At 65.8% G+C, this 16,762-nt stretch carries 17 protein-coding genes; 14 read left to right on the top strand and 3 right to left on the bottom strand.

Annotation, left to right across the window (positions count from 1 at the left end):
• Positions 1 to 367, top strand: a 367-nt coding sequence (locus AB4Y42_RS33560) for a hypothetical protein (RefSeq protein ID WP_368696529.1), incomplete at its 5' end; no start/stop codon positions are given.
• Here AB4Y42_RS33560 and AB4Y42_RS33555 read toward each other — a convergent pair.
• Positions 354 to 1,130: an enoyl-CoA hydratase gene (locus AB4Y42_RS33555; protein ID WP_368692951.1), complete on the bottom strand. Its 777-nt coding sequence runs from the start codon at positions 1,128 to 1,130 to the stop codon at positions 354 to 356. The two genes, AB4Y42_RS33560 and AB4Y42_RS33555, sit on opposite strands and share 14 nt — an antisense overlap.
• A gap of 138 nt (positions 1,131 to 1,268) precedes the next feature.
• Here AB4Y42_RS33555 and paaN point away from each other — a divergent pair, with 138 nt between their 5' ends.
• From paaN to paaK, 5 genes are all read left to right on the top strand, one after another.
• On the top strand, positions 1,269 to 2,969 hold the full coding sequence (gene paaN / locus AB4Y42_RS33550; RefSeq protein ID WP_368696528.1) for a phenylacetic acid degradation protein PaaN: 1,701 nt from the start codon (positions 1,269 to 1,271) through the stop codon (positions 2,967 to 2,969).
• A 98-nt stretch (positions 2,970 to 3,067) separates the two neighbouring features.
• Complete coding sequence (pcaF, locus tag AB4Y42_RS33545) at positions 3,068 to 4,276, top strand: 3-oxoadipyl-CoA thiolase (RefSeq protein ID WP_368696527.1); 1,209 nt, start codon at positions 3,068 to 3,070, stop codon at positions 4,274 to 4,276.
• Positions 4,277 to 4,388: 112 nt separating this feature from the next.
• Positions 4,389 to 5,180, top strand: a complete 792-nt coding sequence (gene paaG / locus AB4Y42_RS33540; RefSeq protein ID WP_368696526.1) for a 2-(1,2-epoxy-1,2-dihydrophenyl)acetyl-CoA isomerase PaaG — start codon at positions 4,389 to 4,391, stop codon at positions 5,178 to 5,180.
• A 1-nt stretch (position 5,181) separates the two neighbouring features.
• The gene (gene paaI, locus AB4Y42_RS33535) at positions 5,182 to 5,652 is read left to right on the top strand and encodes a hydroxyphenylacetyl-CoA thioesterase PaaI (RefSeq protein WP_368692947.1); all 471 of its coding nucleotides are present in this window, start codon (positions 5,182 to 5,184) and stop codon (positions 5,650 to 5,652) included.
• Positions 5,653 to 5,718: 66 nt separating this feature from the next.
• Positions 5,719 to 7,017 carry a phenylacetate--CoA ligase PaaK gene (paaK, locus tag AB4Y42_RS33530; protein WP_368696525.1) on the top strand — a complete coding sequence of 433 codons (1,299 nt, stop codon included), beginning with the start codon at positions 5,719 to 5,721 and terminating at the stop codon, positions 7,015 to 7,017.
• A gap of 85 nt (positions 7,018 to 7,102) precedes the next feature.
• Here paaK and AB4Y42_RS33525 read toward each other — a convergent pair whose 3' ends face one another.
• On the bottom strand, positions 7,103 to 8,428 hold the full coding sequence (locus tag AB4Y42_RS33525; RefSeq protein WP_368696524.1) for a murein transglycosylase A: 1,326 nt from the start codon (positions 8,426 to 8,428) through the stop codon (positions 7,103 to 7,105).
• An 88-nt stretch (positions 8,429 to 8,516) separates the two neighbouring features.
• Positions 8,517 to 8,891, bottom strand: a complete 375-nt coding sequence (gene apaG / locus AB4Y42_RS33520) for a Co2+/Mg2+ efflux protein ApaG (protein WP_028208771.1) — start codon at positions 8,889 to 8,891, stop codon at positions 8,517 to 8,519.
• A 207-nt stretch (positions 8,892 to 9,098) separates the two neighbouring features.
• Between apaG and rpe the strand changes: the two genes are divergently transcribed.
• From rpe to AB4Y42_RS33480, 8 genes are all read left to right on the top strand, one after another.
• Entirely contained in the window at positions 9,099 to 9,797 is a 699-nt protein-coding gene (rpe, locus tag AB4Y42_RS33515) for a ribulose-phosphate 3-epimerase (RefSeq protein WP_368691498.1), read from the top strand.
• Positions 9,794 to 10,501 (top strand): phosphoglycolate phosphatase, encoded by a 708-nt coding sequence (locus tag AB4Y42_RS33510; protein WP_368696523.1) that lies wholly within the window; start codon positions 9,794 to 9,796, stop codon positions 10,499 to 10,501. The genes rpe and AB4Y42_RS33510 overlap by 4 nt, the downstream gene beginning before the upstream one ends.
• A 476-nt stretch (positions 10,502 to 10,977) precedes the next feature.
• Positions 10,978 to 12,471, top strand: coding sequence for an anthranilate synthase component I (gene trpE / locus AB4Y42_RS33505; protein WP_368696522.1), 1,494 nt, complete (start codon positions 10,978 to 10,980; stop codon positions 12,469 to 12,471).
• Between the two features lie 14 nt (positions 12,472 to 12,485).
• A complete protein-coding gene (locus AB4Y42_RS33500) occupies positions 12,486 to 13,061 on the top strand; it encodes an aminodeoxychorismate/anthranilate synthase component II (protein ID WP_324151375.1) in 576 nt (191 codons plus the stop codon).
• A 13-nt stretch (positions 13,062 to 13,074) separates the two neighbouring features.
• Complete coding sequence (gene trpD / locus AB4Y42_RS33495) at positions 13,075 to 14,106, top strand: anthranilate phosphoribosyltransferase (protein ID WP_324151377.1); 1,032 nt, start codon at positions 13,075 to 13,077, stop codon at positions 14,104 to 14,106.
• Between the two features lie 28 nt (positions 14,107 to 14,134).
• The gene (trpC, locus tag AB4Y42_RS33490) at positions 14,135 to 14,920 is read left to right on the top strand and encodes an indole-3-glycerol phosphate synthase TrpC (protein WP_368691495.1); all 786 of its coding nucleotides are present in this window, start codon (positions 14,135 to 14,137) and stop codon (positions 14,918 to 14,920) included.
• Between the two features lie 11 nt (positions 14,921 to 14,931).
• Positions 14,932 to 15,558: a CYTH domain-containing protein gene (locus tag AB4Y42_RS33485; RefSeq protein WP_368691494.1), complete on the top strand. Its 627-nt coding sequence runs from the start codon at positions 14,932 to 14,934 to the stop codon at positions 15,556 to 15,558.
• Positions 15,559 to 15,727: 169 nt separating this feature from the next.
• Entirely contained in the window at positions 15,728 to 16,687 is a 960-nt protein-coding gene (locus AB4Y42_RS33480) for a uracil-DNA glycosylase (protein ID WP_368696521.1), read from the top strand.
• Positions 16,688 to 16,762 lie beyond the last annotated feature (75 nt).

Raw genomic sequence — 16,762 nt, 5'->3', positions numbered from 1 at the left:
GTCGCCACCGCATCAAGCGCCCACACTTATCGGCTGTAAATTTTTAAAGATCGATCGCGAAAGCGCCGTTAAAACTGCTCAACTACCGGCTTCTTTCTGCGTTGCTGCGTCAGCAGCAGAGAAACGAGATTATGAAGAATCCTTTTCGCTTCGTCAACCCCTTTTTTTCGCTCACCGCTTAAAAAAGCTGCCGACTCCTGCGTCCGCCGGTTTCCGCGGCGGCCTTCGCTGCCCTGACGTCAGAGACATCGAACTGCGAAGGGGGCGAATCTTAGCGCCCCCGCCGGCGCTGTGCAAGGGGGTGGCGAAAATAATTTCGATCGCCGTTCCCGGCGATCGAATCTCCCAGCCAATTACTTGTTCTTGAACGCGGGCTTGCGCTTCTCGACGAAGGCCGCCATCCCTTCCTTCTGATCTTCCGAAGCGAAGAGCGAATGGAACAGGCGGCGCTCGAAGTGCACGCCTTCAGCCAGCGTCGTCTCGTAAGCGCGATTCACGGACTCCTTCGCCATCATCACCGCGGGCAACGAAAATTCGCAGATGGTCGCCGCGGCGGCCAGCGTTTCGTTCAGCAACTCTGCCGCGGGAATCACCCGCGATACGAGGCCGGCGCGCTCCGCCTCTTCCGCGCCCATCATCCGCGCGGTCAGGCACAGGTCCATCGCCTTCGCTTTCGACACCGCGCGCGGCAGACGCTGCGTGCCGCCCGCACCCGGAATCACGCCCAGCTTGATCTCGGGCTGGCCGAACTTCGCCGTATCGGCGGCGAAGATCATGTCGCACATCATGGCCAATTCGCAGCCACCACCGAGCGCGAAGCCCGCGACCGCCGCGATGATCGGCTTGCGAATCGAGCGGATCGTTTCCCAGTTGCGCGTGATGTAGTCGCCTTTGTACACATCCATGAAGGTGTAGCTCGCCATCATCCCGATGTCGGCGCCCGCGGCGAACGCCTTTTCGCTACCGGTGATGACGATCGCACCAACGCCCTCATCGGCGTCGAACGCCTTGAGTGCCGCGCCCAGTTCGTCCATGAGCGCATCGTTTAGCGCGTTGAGCGCCTTTGGCCGGTTCAGCGCGATCAGTCCGACCTTGCCACGCGTCTCGACCAGGATGTTTTCGTACCCCATAACTCCTCCTTCCATCAAAAGAAAGTCCCCAAAAAAATTTTTTACGCCGAACTTTGACTAATGCTAACATTGGCCAACCAACCGGTCGGTCAATTAATTGGCACGGGCCCTGTCCAACCTCTCAATCAATGTTGAGCCATGACACATTCGCTGTTTGCCAAGCATGAGGGCGCGCTTCAAAAAGCGCTTGCCGCCATCGAGACCCGCGGCTACTGGAGCCCGTTCGCCGAAATGCCCAGCCCCAAAGTGTACGGGGAAACCGCTAGCGCAGATGGCGAAGCCGCGTTCAAGGCCCACCTGGATCGCGCCTTCGAACTCGACCAGCCGTCGACGGGCGAAACCGTCGGCAGCGAGGCCTCACCGTTCGGCTTCGCGCTCGGCGCGCGCTATCCGAAATCGACGCCCGACCAGTTGATCGAAGCTGCGCAGCAGGCTCAGCGCGACTGGCGCGCCGCCGGCCCGCAGGCGTGGGCAGGCGTGAGCCTCGAGATCCTCGAGCGTCTGAATCGCGCGAGCTTCGAGATCGCCTTCAGCGTGATGCACACGACCGGCCAGGCGTTCATGATGGCCTTTCAGGCCGGCGGCCCGCACGCGCAGGACCGCGCGCTCGAAGCCGTCGCCTACGCCTACGACCAGCTGCGCCGCATTCCCGCCGACGCGCACTGGGAAAAGCCGCAGGGCAAGAACCCGCCCCTCGCGATGCAAAAGCGCTTCGCCATCGTGCCGCGCGGCACCGGCCTCGTGCTCGGCTGCTGCACGTTCCCGACCTGGAACGGCTACCCCGGCCTTTTCGCCGATCTGGCGACGGGCAACACGGTCATCGTCAAGCCGCACCCGGGCGCGATCCTGCCGCTCGCGATCACCGTGCGCATTGCGCGCGACGTGCTGCGCGAAGCCGGCTTCGATCCGAACGTCGTGACGCTGCTCGCCACCGCCCCCAACGACGGCGCACTCGTGCAGCAGCTCGCACTGCGCCCCGAGATCAAGCTGATCGACTTCACGGGCAGCACGCAAAACGGCGACTGGCTCGAGCGCAATGCGCATCAGGCGCAGGTCTACACGGAAAAGGCCGGCGTGAACCAGATCGTGATCGACTCGGCGGACGACCTGAAGGCCGTCGCCCGCAACATCGCGTTCTCGCTCTCCCTTTACTCGGGCCAGATGTGCACGGCCCCGCAGAACATCTATGTGCCGCGCGACGGCATCCGCACCGCTGAAGGCCGGGCGAGCTTCGAGGCCGTCGCCCAGGCGATTGCCGGCGCCGTGCAGAAGTTCGTCGCCGATCCGGCGCGCGCCGTCGAAGTGCTCGGCGCGATCCAGAACGAAGGCGTGACGGCTCGCATCGACGAAGCCCGCAAGCTCGGCACCGTGCTCGCCGACAGCCAGACGCTCGAACACCCGCAGTTCGCCGGCGCACGTGTGCGCACGCCGCTCGTGCTTTCGCTCGACGCAGCCCGCGACGCCGCCCAGTTCACGCGCGAATGGTTCGGCCCGATCTCGTTCGTGATCGCCACGGATTCGACTGCGCAATCGCTCAAGCTGGCCGGCGAGACCGCACGCGACCACGGCGCGCTCACGCTTTCCGTCTACAGCACGGACGACGCCGTGATCGAAGCCGCGCACGAAGCCGCCATCACCGGTGGCGTGGCGCTCTCGATCAACCTCACGGGCGGCGTGTTCGTGAACCAGTCGGCTGCATTCTCGGACTTCCACGGCACCGGCGCGAACCCCGCGGCGAACGCCGCGCTCGCCGACGCCGCCTTTGTCGCGAACCGCTTCCGCGTGGTTCAGAGCCGCGTTCACGTCGAACCGAAAGCGGCCCCCGCCGTCGCCAGCTGATCGGCCCACACCGCTCAGCCAAATGGCGCCCGATTGTCCATCCCTCTAGCATGCAAGGCGTGAGCGCACTTCTGCGCTCGCGCCCCCAGGAATCCGAGATGACCGAAGCCTATATCTGCGACGCGATTCGCACCCCGTTCGGCCGCTACGGCGGCGCCCTCAAGGACGTCCGCGCGGACGACCTCGCCGCGGTGCCGATCCGCGCGCTCGTCGAGCGCAATCCCGGCGTGGACTGGAGCGCGCTCGACGACGTGCTCTACGGCTGCGCCAACCAGGCCGGCGAAGACAACCGCAACGTCGCGCGCATGGCCGCGCTGCTCGCGGGCCTGCCGACCGACGCGCCGGGCGGCACGCTCAACCGCCTGTGCGGTTCGGGCCTCGACGCCGTCGGCAGCGCGGCGCGCGCGATCAAGGCGGGCGAAGCGCGCCTCATGATCGCGGGCGGCGTGGAAAGCATGACGCGCGCGCCGTTCGTCATGGGCAAGGCGGCTTCGGCGTTTTCGCGTGAAGCGGCCATCTACGACACGACCATCGGCTGGCGTTTCGTCAACAAGCTGATGAAGCAGCAATACGGTGTCGATTCGATGCCGGAGACGGCCGAAAACGTCGCGGAAGAATTCAGCATCAATCGCGCGGATCAGGACGCGTTCGCGCTGCGCAGCCAGCAGAAAGCGGCCCGCGCGCAGAAGGACGGCACGCTTGCCCAGGAAATCGTCGCGGTCGAGATCGCGCAAAAGAAGGGTGACCCCGTGCGCGTGACGCTCGACGAGCACCCGCGCGAGACTTCGCTCGAATCGCTCGGCAAGCTCAAGGGCGTCGTGAAGCCGGACGGCACGGTCACGGCGGGCAACGCCTCGGGCGTCAACGACGGCGCCTGCGCCCTGCTGCTCGCCAACGAGGAGGCCGCCAAACAGTTTGGCCTGCGTCGCCGCGCGCGCGTGCTGGGCATGGCGACCGCCGGCGTGGCGCCGCGCATCATGGGCATCGGCCCGGCGCCCGCTACGCAAAAGCTGCTCAAGCAATTCGGCATGACGCTGGATCAGTTCGACGTGATCGAACTCAACGAGGCGTTCGCCTCGCAAGGTCTCGCCGTGCTGCGCGCACTCGGCGTTGCCGACGACGATCCGCGCGTGAACCCGAATGGCGGCGCGATTGCGTTGGGCCACCCGCTCGGCGCTTCGGGCGCACGTCTCGTCACGACGGCGCTCCATCAGCTCGAGCGCACGAACGGACGCTTCGCACTTTGTACGATGTGCATCGGCGTCGGCCAGGGCATCGCCCTCGCGATCGAACGCATCGAGGCATAACGCGCGCAGTATCGACCGGCCGCCGGGCGATACGTTCGGCGGTCTCAGGCAGCTTTGCATGGGACCAGAGTAAGCGCTGAAGCGCTAACTCTGGTCGACAAGGAGACAACCGATGCCCTACGATGCGATCCGCGTCGAAATCGACGCATCCACCCGCGTGGCTACGATCACGCTGAACCGCCCGGACAAGCTCAACAGCTTCACGCGCGCCATGCACCGCGAGCTCGTCGCCGCGCTCGACGAGGTCGCCGCAGCCGGCGCGCGCGCCCTTGTGCTGACGGGCGCGGGCCGCGGCTTCTGCGCGGGCCAGGATCTCGCCGATCTCGACTTCACGCCGGGCGCGATGACCGATCTCGGCGACCTCATCGATGAGCATTTCAATCCGCTGATCAAGCGTCTGCAGGCGCTGCCGATGCCCGTGATCGCCGCCGTCAACGGCACCGCGGCCGGCGCGGGCGCCAATCTCGCCCTCGCCTGCGACCTCGTGCTCGCCGCACGCTCGGCAAGCTTCATCCAGGCGTTCGTGAAGATCGGCCTCGTGCCCGATTCCGGCGGCACGTGGTTCCTGCCCAAACGCGTGGGCATGGCGCGCGCGCTCGGACTCGCCATGACCGGCGAAAAGCTCAGCGCGGAAAGGGCGGAAAGCTGGGGCGTCGTCTGGCAAGTGACCGACGACGCGGATCTCGCGCAAACGGCCGGCGCGCTCGCCGCACGCCTCGCGCAGCAACCCACGCGCGCCCTCGTCGCCACGCGCGAGGCGCTGCGCGCATCGGCCACGAACACGCTCGACCAGCAACTCGATCTCGAACGCGACCTGCAGCGCGAACTCGGCGCGTCGCACGACTACGCAGAAGGCGTGCAAGCCTTCATCGAAAAACGCGCACCGCACTTCGAGGGCCGCTGAGATGTCCACGCAAGTCTCGCAACTGCCAGAGGACGACAGCCTGTCGCCCGACGAACTCGCTCGCGCGGCCGCGCAGGCGATGTACGAAGCCGACGGCTGCACGCGCGCGCTCGGCATGGAGCTCCTCGAAGTGCGCGCCGGCTACGCGCGCCTCTCCATGGCCGTGCGGCCCGAGTTCCTCAACGGCCATCAGACCTGCCACGGCGGGATGATTTTCTCGCTCGCGGATTCGGCGTTCGCCTTCGCGTGCAATTCGTACAACATCAACACCGTCGCGGCCGGCTGCTCGATCGAGTTCCTGCGTCCGGTCCTGCGCGACGAGGTGTTGACCGCCGAAGCCGTCGAACAGGTGCTATCGGGACGCAACGGGGTCTACGACATCCGCGTGACAAACCGGGCAGGCGAAACCGTCGCGCTTTTCCGAGGCAAGTCCGCGCAGATTCGCGGCAATGTCATTCCAGTCGCAACGTGAAGCGGGTTTCCCCCTCTCGATTCCCTACGCGTCACGAGTAAAGTTCTTAAGATCCAGGAGACACCCATGAGTACCACGCTGCCGCTCGAACCCATCGAAAAGGCGAGCCGCGACGAGCTTGCTGCGCTGCAGCTCGAGCGCCTGAAATGGTCGCTGAACCACGCTTACGAGAATTCGCCGGTCTATCGCCGCAAATTCGACGAAGCCGGGGTGCATCCGTCCCAGGTGCAGTCGCTCGCCGATCTCGCGCGCTTCCCGTTCACCACGAAGAAGGATCTGCGCGACAACTATCCGTTCGGCATGTTCGCGGTGCCGCAAGACCAGATTTCGCGTATCCATGCGTCGTCGGGCACGACGGGCAAGCCGACCGTGGTGGCCTACACGGCACGCGACATCGACACCTGGGCGAACCTCGTCGCGCGTTCGGTGCGCGCTGCCGGCGCGAAGCGCGGCGACAAGGTGCACATCAGCTACGGCTACGGACTCTTTACGGGCGGCCTTGGCGCGCACTACGGCGCGGAACGTGCGGGTCTCACCGTCATTCCGTTCGGCGGCGGCCAGACCGAGAAGCAGGTCCAGCTGATCCAGGACTTCCGCCCCGACATCATCATGGTCACGCCGAGCTACATGCTCGCGATCGCCGACGAAATGGAGCGCCAGGGCATCGACCCCGCCACCTGCTCGCTGCGCATCGGCATCTTCGGCGCGGAGCCGTGGACCAACGACATGCGTAAGGCCATCGAGCAGCGCATGGGCATCACGGCCGTCGACATCTACGGTCTTTCGGAAGTGATGGGCCCGGGCGTCGCCTCGGAATGCGCGGAGACGAAAGACGGCCCAACGATCTGGGAAGACCACTTCTACCCCGAAATCATCGACCCGGAAACCGGCGAAGTGCTGCCCGACGGCGAACTGGGCGAGCTCGTCTTCACCTCGCTCACGAAGGAAGCGCTGCCCATCGTCCGTTACCGCACGCGCGACCTCACGCGTCTGTTGCCCGGTACGGCGCGCACCATGCGCCGCATGGAAAAGATCACGGGCCGCTCGGACGACATGTTGATCATCCGCGGCGTGAACGTGTTCCCCACGCAAATCGAGGAACTGCTGCTCAAGCAGCCGGCGCTCGCACCGCACTATCAGATCATCCTGACGAAGGAAGGTCCGATGGACGTGATGTCGCTCAACTGCGAACCGTGCCCGGAAACCGCGCCCGACTACGGCGCGCTCGACGCGGCCAGCAAGGCGCTCGCTTACGACATCAAGGCGCTGATCGGCGTGACGTGCAAGGTGAACGTGCTCGAAGTGAACGGCATCGAGCGCTCGGTGGGCAAGGCCCGGCGAGTCATCGACAAGCGGCCGAAGTAAGCGCGGCCCGCAACGCGCAGTAAAAGAAAAAGCCGGCGAACGCCGGCTTTTTCGCTTCTCGTGTGCAGCGCAAGCGCCACCGCGATCACGAGTTCGGGAACAGCAGCCACATGCGGCCGCCCTGCTTCATCTTGCCGGCCAGATCGCCGGCGTCGTCGCCGAGGCCCCAGAAGTAGTCGGCGCGCACGCCGCCCTTGATCGCCGTGCCCGTGTCTTGCGCGAACACGAGCCGGTTGAGCGGCGTATTCGTGAGCGGGCGCGTGGTCTGGAGAAACACTGGCGTGCCAAGCGGAATCGACGACGGATCGACGGCAATCGAGCGTTCCGGCGTGAGCGGCACGCCGAGCGCGCCGATCGGGCCGTCCGCGCCGCCCTGCGCGTCGCCCTCGGAGCCTCCCATCTCGCGGAAGAACACGAAGCGCGGATTGGTGTCGAGGAGCGCGTCTACGCGCGTCGGGTTCGCGCGCGCCCATGCCTTGATGCCCTGCATGGTCGCCTGCGCGGGCGTGAGTTCACCGTGGTCGAGCAGCCACCGTCCGATCGACTTGTACGGCTGGTTGTTGGTGCCGCCGAAGCCCACCCGCATCACGCTGCCGTCTTCCATCACGACGCGCCCTGAGCCCTGCACCTGCAGGAAGAACGCTTCGATCGGATCGTCCACCCACACGAGTTCGTTACCGTTGAGCGCGCCCGAACGTTCGAGCTGCGCGCGCGGCGGCAGCGCGCCCCCCGGACGATAGCCGGATGGCCAGCGGTACAGCGCGGTCTGATAGATGCCGTGACGCGTGCGCGAACCGTGCAGCAGCGGTTCGTAGTAGCCGGTCACGAGGCCGTCGAGCGTGCCGTCGTTGTTGGCAAACTGATAGGGCGTGAAATACGTTTCGAAGAATGCACGTGCGCTCGAGGCGTCCAGGTCGTCGAGCTGCGTGGCCGCCGAGCACGCGCGCTGCCAGCGAGGATCGCGCGCGAGGCGCGTGCAGTTCGCGCGCAGCGCCGCGGTCACGCCGATCAGCGAGTCGTCCTGCCAGCCCGGCACCTGCTGCCAGGCGACCGCCGTGAGGCGTTGCGCGGCGAGCTGCGAGGGCAGCGTGGGCGTGCCTTTGGGCGGCACGTTGTGCACGTAGCCCGGGCCGCCGCATGCCGCAAGCAAAGCCGCCAGCGAAGCCGCGCCCAACCAGCCGCCTAACCGCAAGCCCAGGCGGCTTCCCCCACGTCGAAGCGCAGACCGCACGCAATATCGCACCTTTGTGAATCCCGGCATCACCGGGGTATCGAGACCGGAATCGACGTCAAAATCACGCCTACAATATTGGCTCTCGATGGATGCCGCCATGTCAGAACTGCTCGACGAATACCCGATGCTCATGTTTGGTCTGGAAGCGCTCCTTGCGCTGTTCCTGCTGGTTTTCATCGTTGTGTGGACCGCGTCGGGCAGGAAGAAGCAAGCCTCGCGCGACGATCGGCGTCAGGACTAGCAGACCCCGATTTCTCGCGGCGGTTCAATGCAGCGTGCGCGGCATGCGCAGCACGAACTCGGGCACGGGCGCCTCGAAGCGCTCGGCGTCCTCGGCCACACAGAAGTACTCGCCGCGCATGGTGCCCACCGGGGTCGCGATCACGGCCCAGCTCGTGTACTCGAACTGCTCGCCCGGCTTCAGAAGCGGCTGATGGCCGACCACGCCCAGCCCCTTCACTTCCTGCACGTGATTTTCGCTGTCGGTGATCACCCAGTGGCGCGCGATCAGCTGGGCGCTCACCTGACCGGTATTGCGAATGGTCAGCGTGTACGCGAAGGCATATTGCCGGCGCTCCGGGTCCGATTCTTCGGGCAGGTAGCGCACCTGCGACGTCACGCTGAATTCGTACTGGCTCATCCCTGTTCCATTCGCTTAGGCGCGGCTGCTGAGTCGGTTGACTGAGACGCCCGCGCGGCAAGGCGCTCGCGAGGCGCGGCACATGGTTTGGCATTCTGCTTGATGCAACGGGCACCCGCAACCCGGCGCGGCCCGCGGCGGCCGCCGCGAAAGGCTCTCCTACTGACGGTAAAATACGGTTTTTCCGACAGTTTTCCGATTGCCGCCATGACGCAATTCCGCATCGCCCCCAGCATCCTCTCCGCCGACTTCGCGCGTCTTGGCGAGGAAGTCCGCAACGTCGTCGCTGCCGGCGCCGACTGGATCCACTTCGACGTGATGGATAACCATTACGTGCCGAACCTCACCATCGGCCCGCTGGTGTGCGAGGCGATCCGCCCGCACGTGAGCGTGCCCATCGACGTGCATTTGATGGTGCGCCCGGTCGACCGCATCGTGCCCGACTTCGCCAAGGCCGGCGCGAACCTCATCAGCTTCCACCCGGAAGGCTCGGACCATATCGACCGCACGCTCTCGCTGATCCGCGACCACGGCTGCAAGGCGGGCCTCGTGTTCAACCCGGCCACGCCGCTGAACTACCTCGACCACGTGATGGACAAGCTCGATCTCGTGCTGATCATGTCGGTGAATCCGGGCTTCGGCGGCCAGTCGTTCATCCCAGAGGCGCTCAACAAGCTGCGCGAGGCGCGCGCGAAGATCGACGCCTACACGGCCCGTACGGGCCGCGAAATCCACCTCGAGGTGGACGGCGGCGTGAAGGTCGACAACATCGCCGAAATCGCGGCGGCTGGCGCGGACACCTTCGTGGCGGGCTCGGCGATCTTCGGCAAGCCCGACTACAAGACCGTGATCGACGAGATGCGCGCGCAGCTCGCCAGCGTCGCCAACAGCGCGAACGCAAAATGAACGCCCCCATCCAGTTCACGGCGCCGCGCATCGAAGCGGCGCTGATCGACCTCGACGGCACGATGGTCGACACCGCCGACGACTTCGCTGCCGGCCTGAACGGCATGCTCGCGCAGCTCGACGCCGAGGAAACCACGCGCGAGGAAGTGATGGGTTACGTGGGCAAGGGCTCGGAGCACCTGATCCGCAGCGTGCTCGCGCCGCGCTTTGCCGCGGACAACGTCGAGGCGCGCTTCGATGAAGCGCTCGCGCTCTACCAGGATGAGTACGCGAAGATCAACGGCCGCCACACGCATCTGTACCCGGACGTCGAGGCGGGCCTCGCCGCGCTGCGCGACCAGGGCATCAAGCTCGCGTGCGTGACCAACAAGCCGCACCGCTTCGCCGTCGAGCTTCTGCAGCAATACGGCCTCGCGCAGTACTTCGAAGTGGTGCTCGGCGGCGACAGCCTCGCGAAGAAGAAGCCCGACCCGCTGCCGATGCTCACGGCCTGCGAGCGCCTGGGCGTCAAGCCCGCGGCGGCCGTGGCGATCGGCGATTCGGAGAACGATGCGATTGCGGGCCGCGCGGCCGGCATGGCCACGCTCACGGTGCCCTATGGCTACAACCACGGCCAACCTGTACAAAAAATTGAATCGGATGGTATAGTTGCCTCGCTGCTCGACGCCGCCAAGGCGGTCGCAGCGCACAATGATCTGACTTAAGTTCTCAACTGAACGTCAACTATCCTCATGTTTCTGAATAAAAAACGGAGTCTGAGCACGATCGACCGGGGAGCCTGGCCCTGGCGTCGCTGGTCGCGCTAACCTCACCTGAGGTTCGCTGAAGTTCGCCTTCAGCACCGTTTTTTACTTCGCTGCGCACTCGCGCGTGTCTCGACTCTAAACTGTTGCGGTAACCCGTCGGCTGGTCTGGCCGTTGGCTTTCGTGGTCCTTGCGTGTCGTTTCGCCGTTCGCGGCGAGGTGCGCCAGGCACGAGCGGCTGCGCCTCACCTTCCGTCGATGTACCGCACGCCGGCCCGGCAAGCGCTGCCTCATCAGCACGATCCTGGGCCGCACGAGCGAGCGCCAGCGGCCATCAAGCACTCAAAAACAAACGCCTCGCGCTCACCGCGCGCCCCGTTTTGAGCCGCACTGGGCCCGCACCCGCCGCGATTGGCAGCACGAACAGGATCGGAACATGACCGAACTCGAATTTCAGTCCCTCGCCAACGAGGGCTACAACCGCATCCCGCTGATCGCCGAAGCGCTCGCCGATCTCGAAACGCCGCTCTCGCTGTATCTGAAGCTCGCGCAGCCCGAGCGCGGCGGCGCCAATTCTTTCCTGCTGGAGTCCGTGGTGGGCGGCGAGCGCTTCGGGCGCTACTCGTTCATCGGCCTGCCGGCGCGCTCGCTGATCCGCACGCGCAACGGCGTTTCGGAGGTCGTGCGCGACGGCCAGGTGATCGAGACACACGACAGCGATCCGCTCGAATTCATCGCGCAGTACCAGGCGCGCTTCAAGGTCGCGCAGCGTCCGGGTCTGCCGCGTTTTTGCGGCGGTCTCGCGGGCTACTTCGGCTACGACGCGGTGCGCTACATCGAGAAGAAGCTCGCCGATACCTGCCCGACCGACGACCTCGGCCTGCCCGACATCCAGCTGCTGCTGACCGAAGAAGTCGCGGTCATCGACAATCTCGCGGGCAAGCTGTATCTCATCGTCTACGCCGATCCGCAAACGCCCGAGGCCTACACCAAGGCGAAGCACCGCCTGCGCGAACTCAAGCAGCGCCTGCGCACTACGGTGCAGCCGCCGGTGACCTCGGCGAGCGTGCGCACCGAAACGTTCCGCGAATTCAAGAAAGACGACTACCTCGCCGCCGTGCGCAAGGCGAAGGAATACATCGCCGCGGGCGAGTTGATGCAAGTCCAAGTGGGCCAGCGCCTCACCAAGCCGTATCGCGACAATCCGCTGTCGCTTTACCGCGCGCTGCGCTCGCTGAACCCGTCGCCGTACATGTACTACTACAACTTCGGCGAATTCCACGTGGTGGGCGCGTCGCCGGAAATTCTCGTGCGCCAGGAAAAGCGCGGCGAGGACCGCATCGTGACGATCCGTCCGCTCGCGGGCACGCGGCCGCGCGGCAACACGCCCGAGCGCGACGCCGAACTCGCGACCGAACTGCTCAACGACCCGAAGGAAATCGCCGAGCACGTCATGCTGATCGACCTCGCGCGCAACGACGTGGGCCGCATCGCCGAGATCGGTTCGGTGGCCGTCACCGACAGGATGATCATCGAGAAGTACTCGCACGTGCAGCACATCGTGAGTTCGGTGGAAGGCAAGCTCAAGCCCGGCATGAACAATTTCGACGTCCTGCGCGCCACCTTCCCGGCCGGCACGCTCTCGGGCGCGCCGAAGGTTCGCGCAATGGAACTGATCGACGAACTCGAGCCGGTGAAGCGCGGGCTCTACGGTGGCGCGGTCGGCTATCTCTCGTTCAACGGCGAGATGGACCTGGCCATCGCGATCCGCACCGGCCTCATCCACAACGGCAATCTGTATGTGCAGGCCGCCGCGGGCGTGGTTGCGGATTCGGTGCCCGAATCCGAATGGCAGGAAACCGAGAACAAGGCGCGCGCCGTGCTGCGCGCCGCCGAGCAGGTGCAGGACGGCCTCGACAGCGACTTCTGAGCGGAGAAAAGACCATGTTGCTCATGATCGACAACTACGATTCGTTTACCTACAACATCGTCCAGTACTTCGGCGAACTCGGCGAAGACGTTCACACGTACCGCAACGACGAAATCAGCATCGACGAAATCCGCAAGCTCAACCCCGCGCGGATCTGCCTCTCGCCCGGACCGAGCAACCCGCAGCACGCGGGCATCACGCTTGACGTGCTGCGCGAATTCGCAGGCAAGACGCCGATTCTCGGCGTGTGCCTCGGCCATCAGGCGATCGGCGAAGCGTTCGGCGGGCGCGTCGTGCGCGCGAAGACCATCATGCACGGCAAGGTGAGCCAGATCGAAACCGACTGCAAAGGCGTGTTCGCCGACCTGCCGAAGCACTTCAACGTCACGCGCTATCACTCGCTCGCCATCGAGCGCGAGTCGCTGCCCGACTGCCTCGAAGTGTCGGCCTGGACCGACGACGGCGAAATCATGGGCGTGCGTCACCGCGAGCTTGCGGTGGAAGGCGTGCAGTTCCATCCGGAATCGATTCTCTCGGAGCACGGCCATGCCCTCTTCGAGAATTTCCTGAAGCAAACCAAGAGCGCTTGACCCGGAGGCGACCATCATGATTACCCCGCAGGAAGCGCTTCAGCGCACGATCGAGCATCGCGAGATTTTTCACGACGAGATGCTCCACCTCATGCGCCTCATCATGCGCGGCGAGCTTTCGCCCGTGCAATCGGCGGCCATCCTCACCGGCCTGCGCGTGAAGAAGGAGACCATCGGCGAGATCACCGCCGCCGCGACGGTGATGCGCGAGTTCGCGAATCACGTCGAGGTGAAGGACAACTCGAACTTCATCGACATCGTCGGCACCGGCGGCGACGGCTCGCATACGTTCAATATCTCCACGGCTTCGATGTTCGTGGTCGCGGCGGCCGGCGCGAAGGTCGCGAAGCACGGCAACCGCGGCGTCTCGAGCAAGTCCGGCAGCGCCGACGTGCTCGAGGCACTCGGCGTGAACATCGACCTGCAGCCGGACCAGGTGGCCGCCTCGATCGCCGAAACGGGCATGGGCTTCATGTTCGCTCCCAACCACCATCCCGCGATGAAGAACATCGCCGCCGTGCGCCGCGAACTGGGTGTGCGCACGATCTTCAACATCCTCGGGCCGCTCACGAATCCGGCCGGCGCGCCCAATCAGCTGATGGGGGTGTTTCATCCGGACCTCGTCGGCATCCAGGTGCGCGTGATGGAGCGTCTTGGCGCAAAACACGTGTGCGTCGTATACGGCAAGGACGGCATGGACGAAGTCTCGCTCGGTGCGGCCACGCTCGTCGGCGAACTGAAGGACGGCCAGATTCGCGAGTACGAGATTCACCCCGAAGACTTCGGCATGCAGATGGTCTCGAACCGGTCGCTCAAGGTCGAAAACGCCGAAGAGTCGAAGACGATGCTGCTCGGCGCACTCTCGAACGAGGCGGGCACCGCGCGCGAGATCGTCACCCTGAACGCGGGCACGGCGCTCTACTCGGCGAACGTGGTGGACTCGATCGCAGAAGGCATCACGCTTGCGCGCGAGACGCTCGCCAGCGGCCGCGCGCGCGCCAAAGTCGACGAACTGGTACGCTTCACGCAACAGTTCAAACGCTGATCCAGCACCGTTTTTTGCCTCCGAACATATGAGTGACATCCTCGAAAAGATCATCGCGGTCAAGCGCGAAGAAGTGCGCGCCGCCGAGCAGAGCGCCCCGCTCGAAGAATTGCGTCTACAGGCGGGCACGCGCGACCTGCGCGACTTCGTCGGCGCCTTGCGCGCGAAGCACGACAACGGCCAGGCCGCCGTGATCGCCGAAGTGAAGAAGGCCAGTCCGTCGAAGGGCGTGCTGCGCGAAAACTTCCAGCCCGCCGAAATCGCGCGCTCGTACGCCGAGGGCGGCGCGGCCTGCCTCTCCGTGCTGACCGACGTGCAGTTCTTCCAGGGCAGCGCCGCTTACCTCGAAGCCGCGCGCGACGCGTGCAACCTGCCGGTGCTGCGCAAGGACTTCATCGTCGATCCGTATCAGGTCGTCGAAGCCCGCGCGATGGGCGCCGACGCGATCCTGCTGATCGCCGCCGCGCTCCAGCCAGGTGAAATGCGCGATCTCGAAGCGCTCGCGCATTCGCTCGGTCTCGCGGTGCTCGTCGAAGTGCACGACCGCGCCGAACTCACGCACGCGCTCACGCTGAAGACGCCGCTCATCGGCATCAACAATCGCAATCTGCGCACGTTCGAAACGACGCTGGAGACGACCATCGGCATGCTCGACGACGTGCCCGAAGACCGCATCGTCGTGACCGAGTCGGGCATTCTCTCGCGCGCGGACGTCGAGAAGATGCGCGCGCTTTCCGTGCACACGTTCCTCGTGGGCGAGGCGTTCATGCGCGCCGAACAGCCGGGCGCGGAACTCGCCCGCATGTTCTTCTGATCGCGCGCATCATGGGTATCGAACGCGAAATCAAGCTCGCACTGCCGCGCGACCAGGTGGACGCGGCGCGGCGCCTCTTCGAGACGCGCGCCGGCAAGCCGGGTCGCGCCATCCGGCTCGAAAACATCTACTTCGACACGCCGGCGCTTGCGCTCGCGCGCGCAAAGAGCGCGCTGCGCCTGCGCCGCGCGCCCGAAGGCTGGCTGCAGACGTTCAAGACCGTGGGTGTGGCGCAAAACGGGCTGCACGCGCGGCACGAATGGGAAATGCCGGTGGCGGGCGAAGCGCTCGAAATCGACCGGCTGCTGCACGAATGCGATGAAGCCGGTGTTTCGACGGCGCTCTCCGATGCCGCCGCGAACCTGATCCCGCTCTTTCGCACCGACTTCCAGCGCACGCTGTGGACGCTCGAAGTCGACGGCGCGCAAGTGGAAGCGGCCATCGATCAGGGCGAAGTCACCGCGGAAGTAAGCGGCGAAACGCGGCGCACGCCGATCTGCGAAATCGAACTCGAACTGAAGTCGGGCGACGAAGCGGCATTGCACACGCTCGCGGCGGAACTCGCGCAGGCGCTGCCAGGCCTTGCGCCGGACGACATCAGCAAGGCCCAGCGCGGCTACAAGCTGCGCGAAGGCTGAGGACGACGCGGCGCGGCCTCGGCGCGCCGCGCGAACGCGCCCGATCACTCGAGGAAAGCGCGAAAAAGGTGCCGTTAGTTGCAACATCAGCGCCGATGCCGCAAAAGGCCGCCCTGCCGCGCTCGCGCCGGATTGAATCGCCGCGCAATTGCTGCGACACTTGCCGCCCATGACCTCCACGAAACGCCCGCGCGTCGCGATGCCAGTGCAGGCCTCGCTGTTCGACGACTTTCTGTCCGACACGGCGCAAGGCACGCTCGACGAGCCGCCGCTGCCCGAAATCGACCCGCGCCAGATCACGATCTTCTCGCTGTTCGACGCCGACGAATTCCCGCCGCCCGAGCGCACGCACGCCGTTATGCCCGCCCCCGCCATGCCCCACGAACCCGCCATGCCGCTGGCCACCATCGACACCACGCGTCTCGAAGACCAGTTCGACGCGCTGCCCGCCGCCTGGCGCGAGCTGCTCGCGCCGTTCATCGCGAGCGACGCCTACGCGCCGCTGTGCCGCTTCGTCGACGACGAGCGGGCGGCCGGCAAGACCGTCTATCCCGCCGACGTATTCCGCGCGCTGCGCTTGACCTCGCCCGACGACGTGAAAGTCGTGATCCTCGGCCAGGACCCGTACCACGGCGAAGATCGCGGCACACCGCAGGCGCACGGCCTGGCGTTCTCGGTGCCGCCCTCGGTGCGCCCGCCGCCTTCGCTGCGCAACATCTTCAAGGAGATCGCGGCGAGCCTCGGCATTCAGGCGCCGACGCACGGCTGTCTCGACGCCTGGGCGCGCCAGGGCGTGCTGCTGCTGAACACGGTGCTGACCGTCGAGCGCGCGAGCGCCGCGAGCCACGCCAAGCGCGGCTGGGAGCGCTGCACCGACACGCTGATCGAGCAACTCGCCGCGCGCCACGAGCACCTCGTGTTCATGCTGTGGGGCGCGCACGCGCAGAACAAGCGCGCGCTACTCTCGGGTTCGCATTGCGTGCTCGAAGCGCCGCATCCGTCGCCGCTTTCCGCGCATCGCGGCTTTCTCGGCTGCGGGCATTTCGCGCAGGCCAACGACTATCTGCAGGCGCACGGCCGCCAGCCGATTGACTGGCGTTTGCCGGAGGAAGGCCTCGTGCTCGCCTGAGCCGCTTGAGCCTCGCGACGCGCGACGCGCAAAAAAACGCCACGAGATCGCTCTCGTGGCGTTTTTGTTTTTACC

Origin of the sequence: Paraburkholderia sp. EG286B (genome assembly GCF_040965655.1) — a bacterium.
GTDB lineage: Bacteria > Pseudomonadota > Gammaproteobacteria > Burkholderiales > Burkholderiaceae > Paraburkholderia.
The sequence above is the reverse complement of the archived record's forward strand: the minus strand, read 5'-3'. Positions and strand labels throughout refer to the sequence as shown.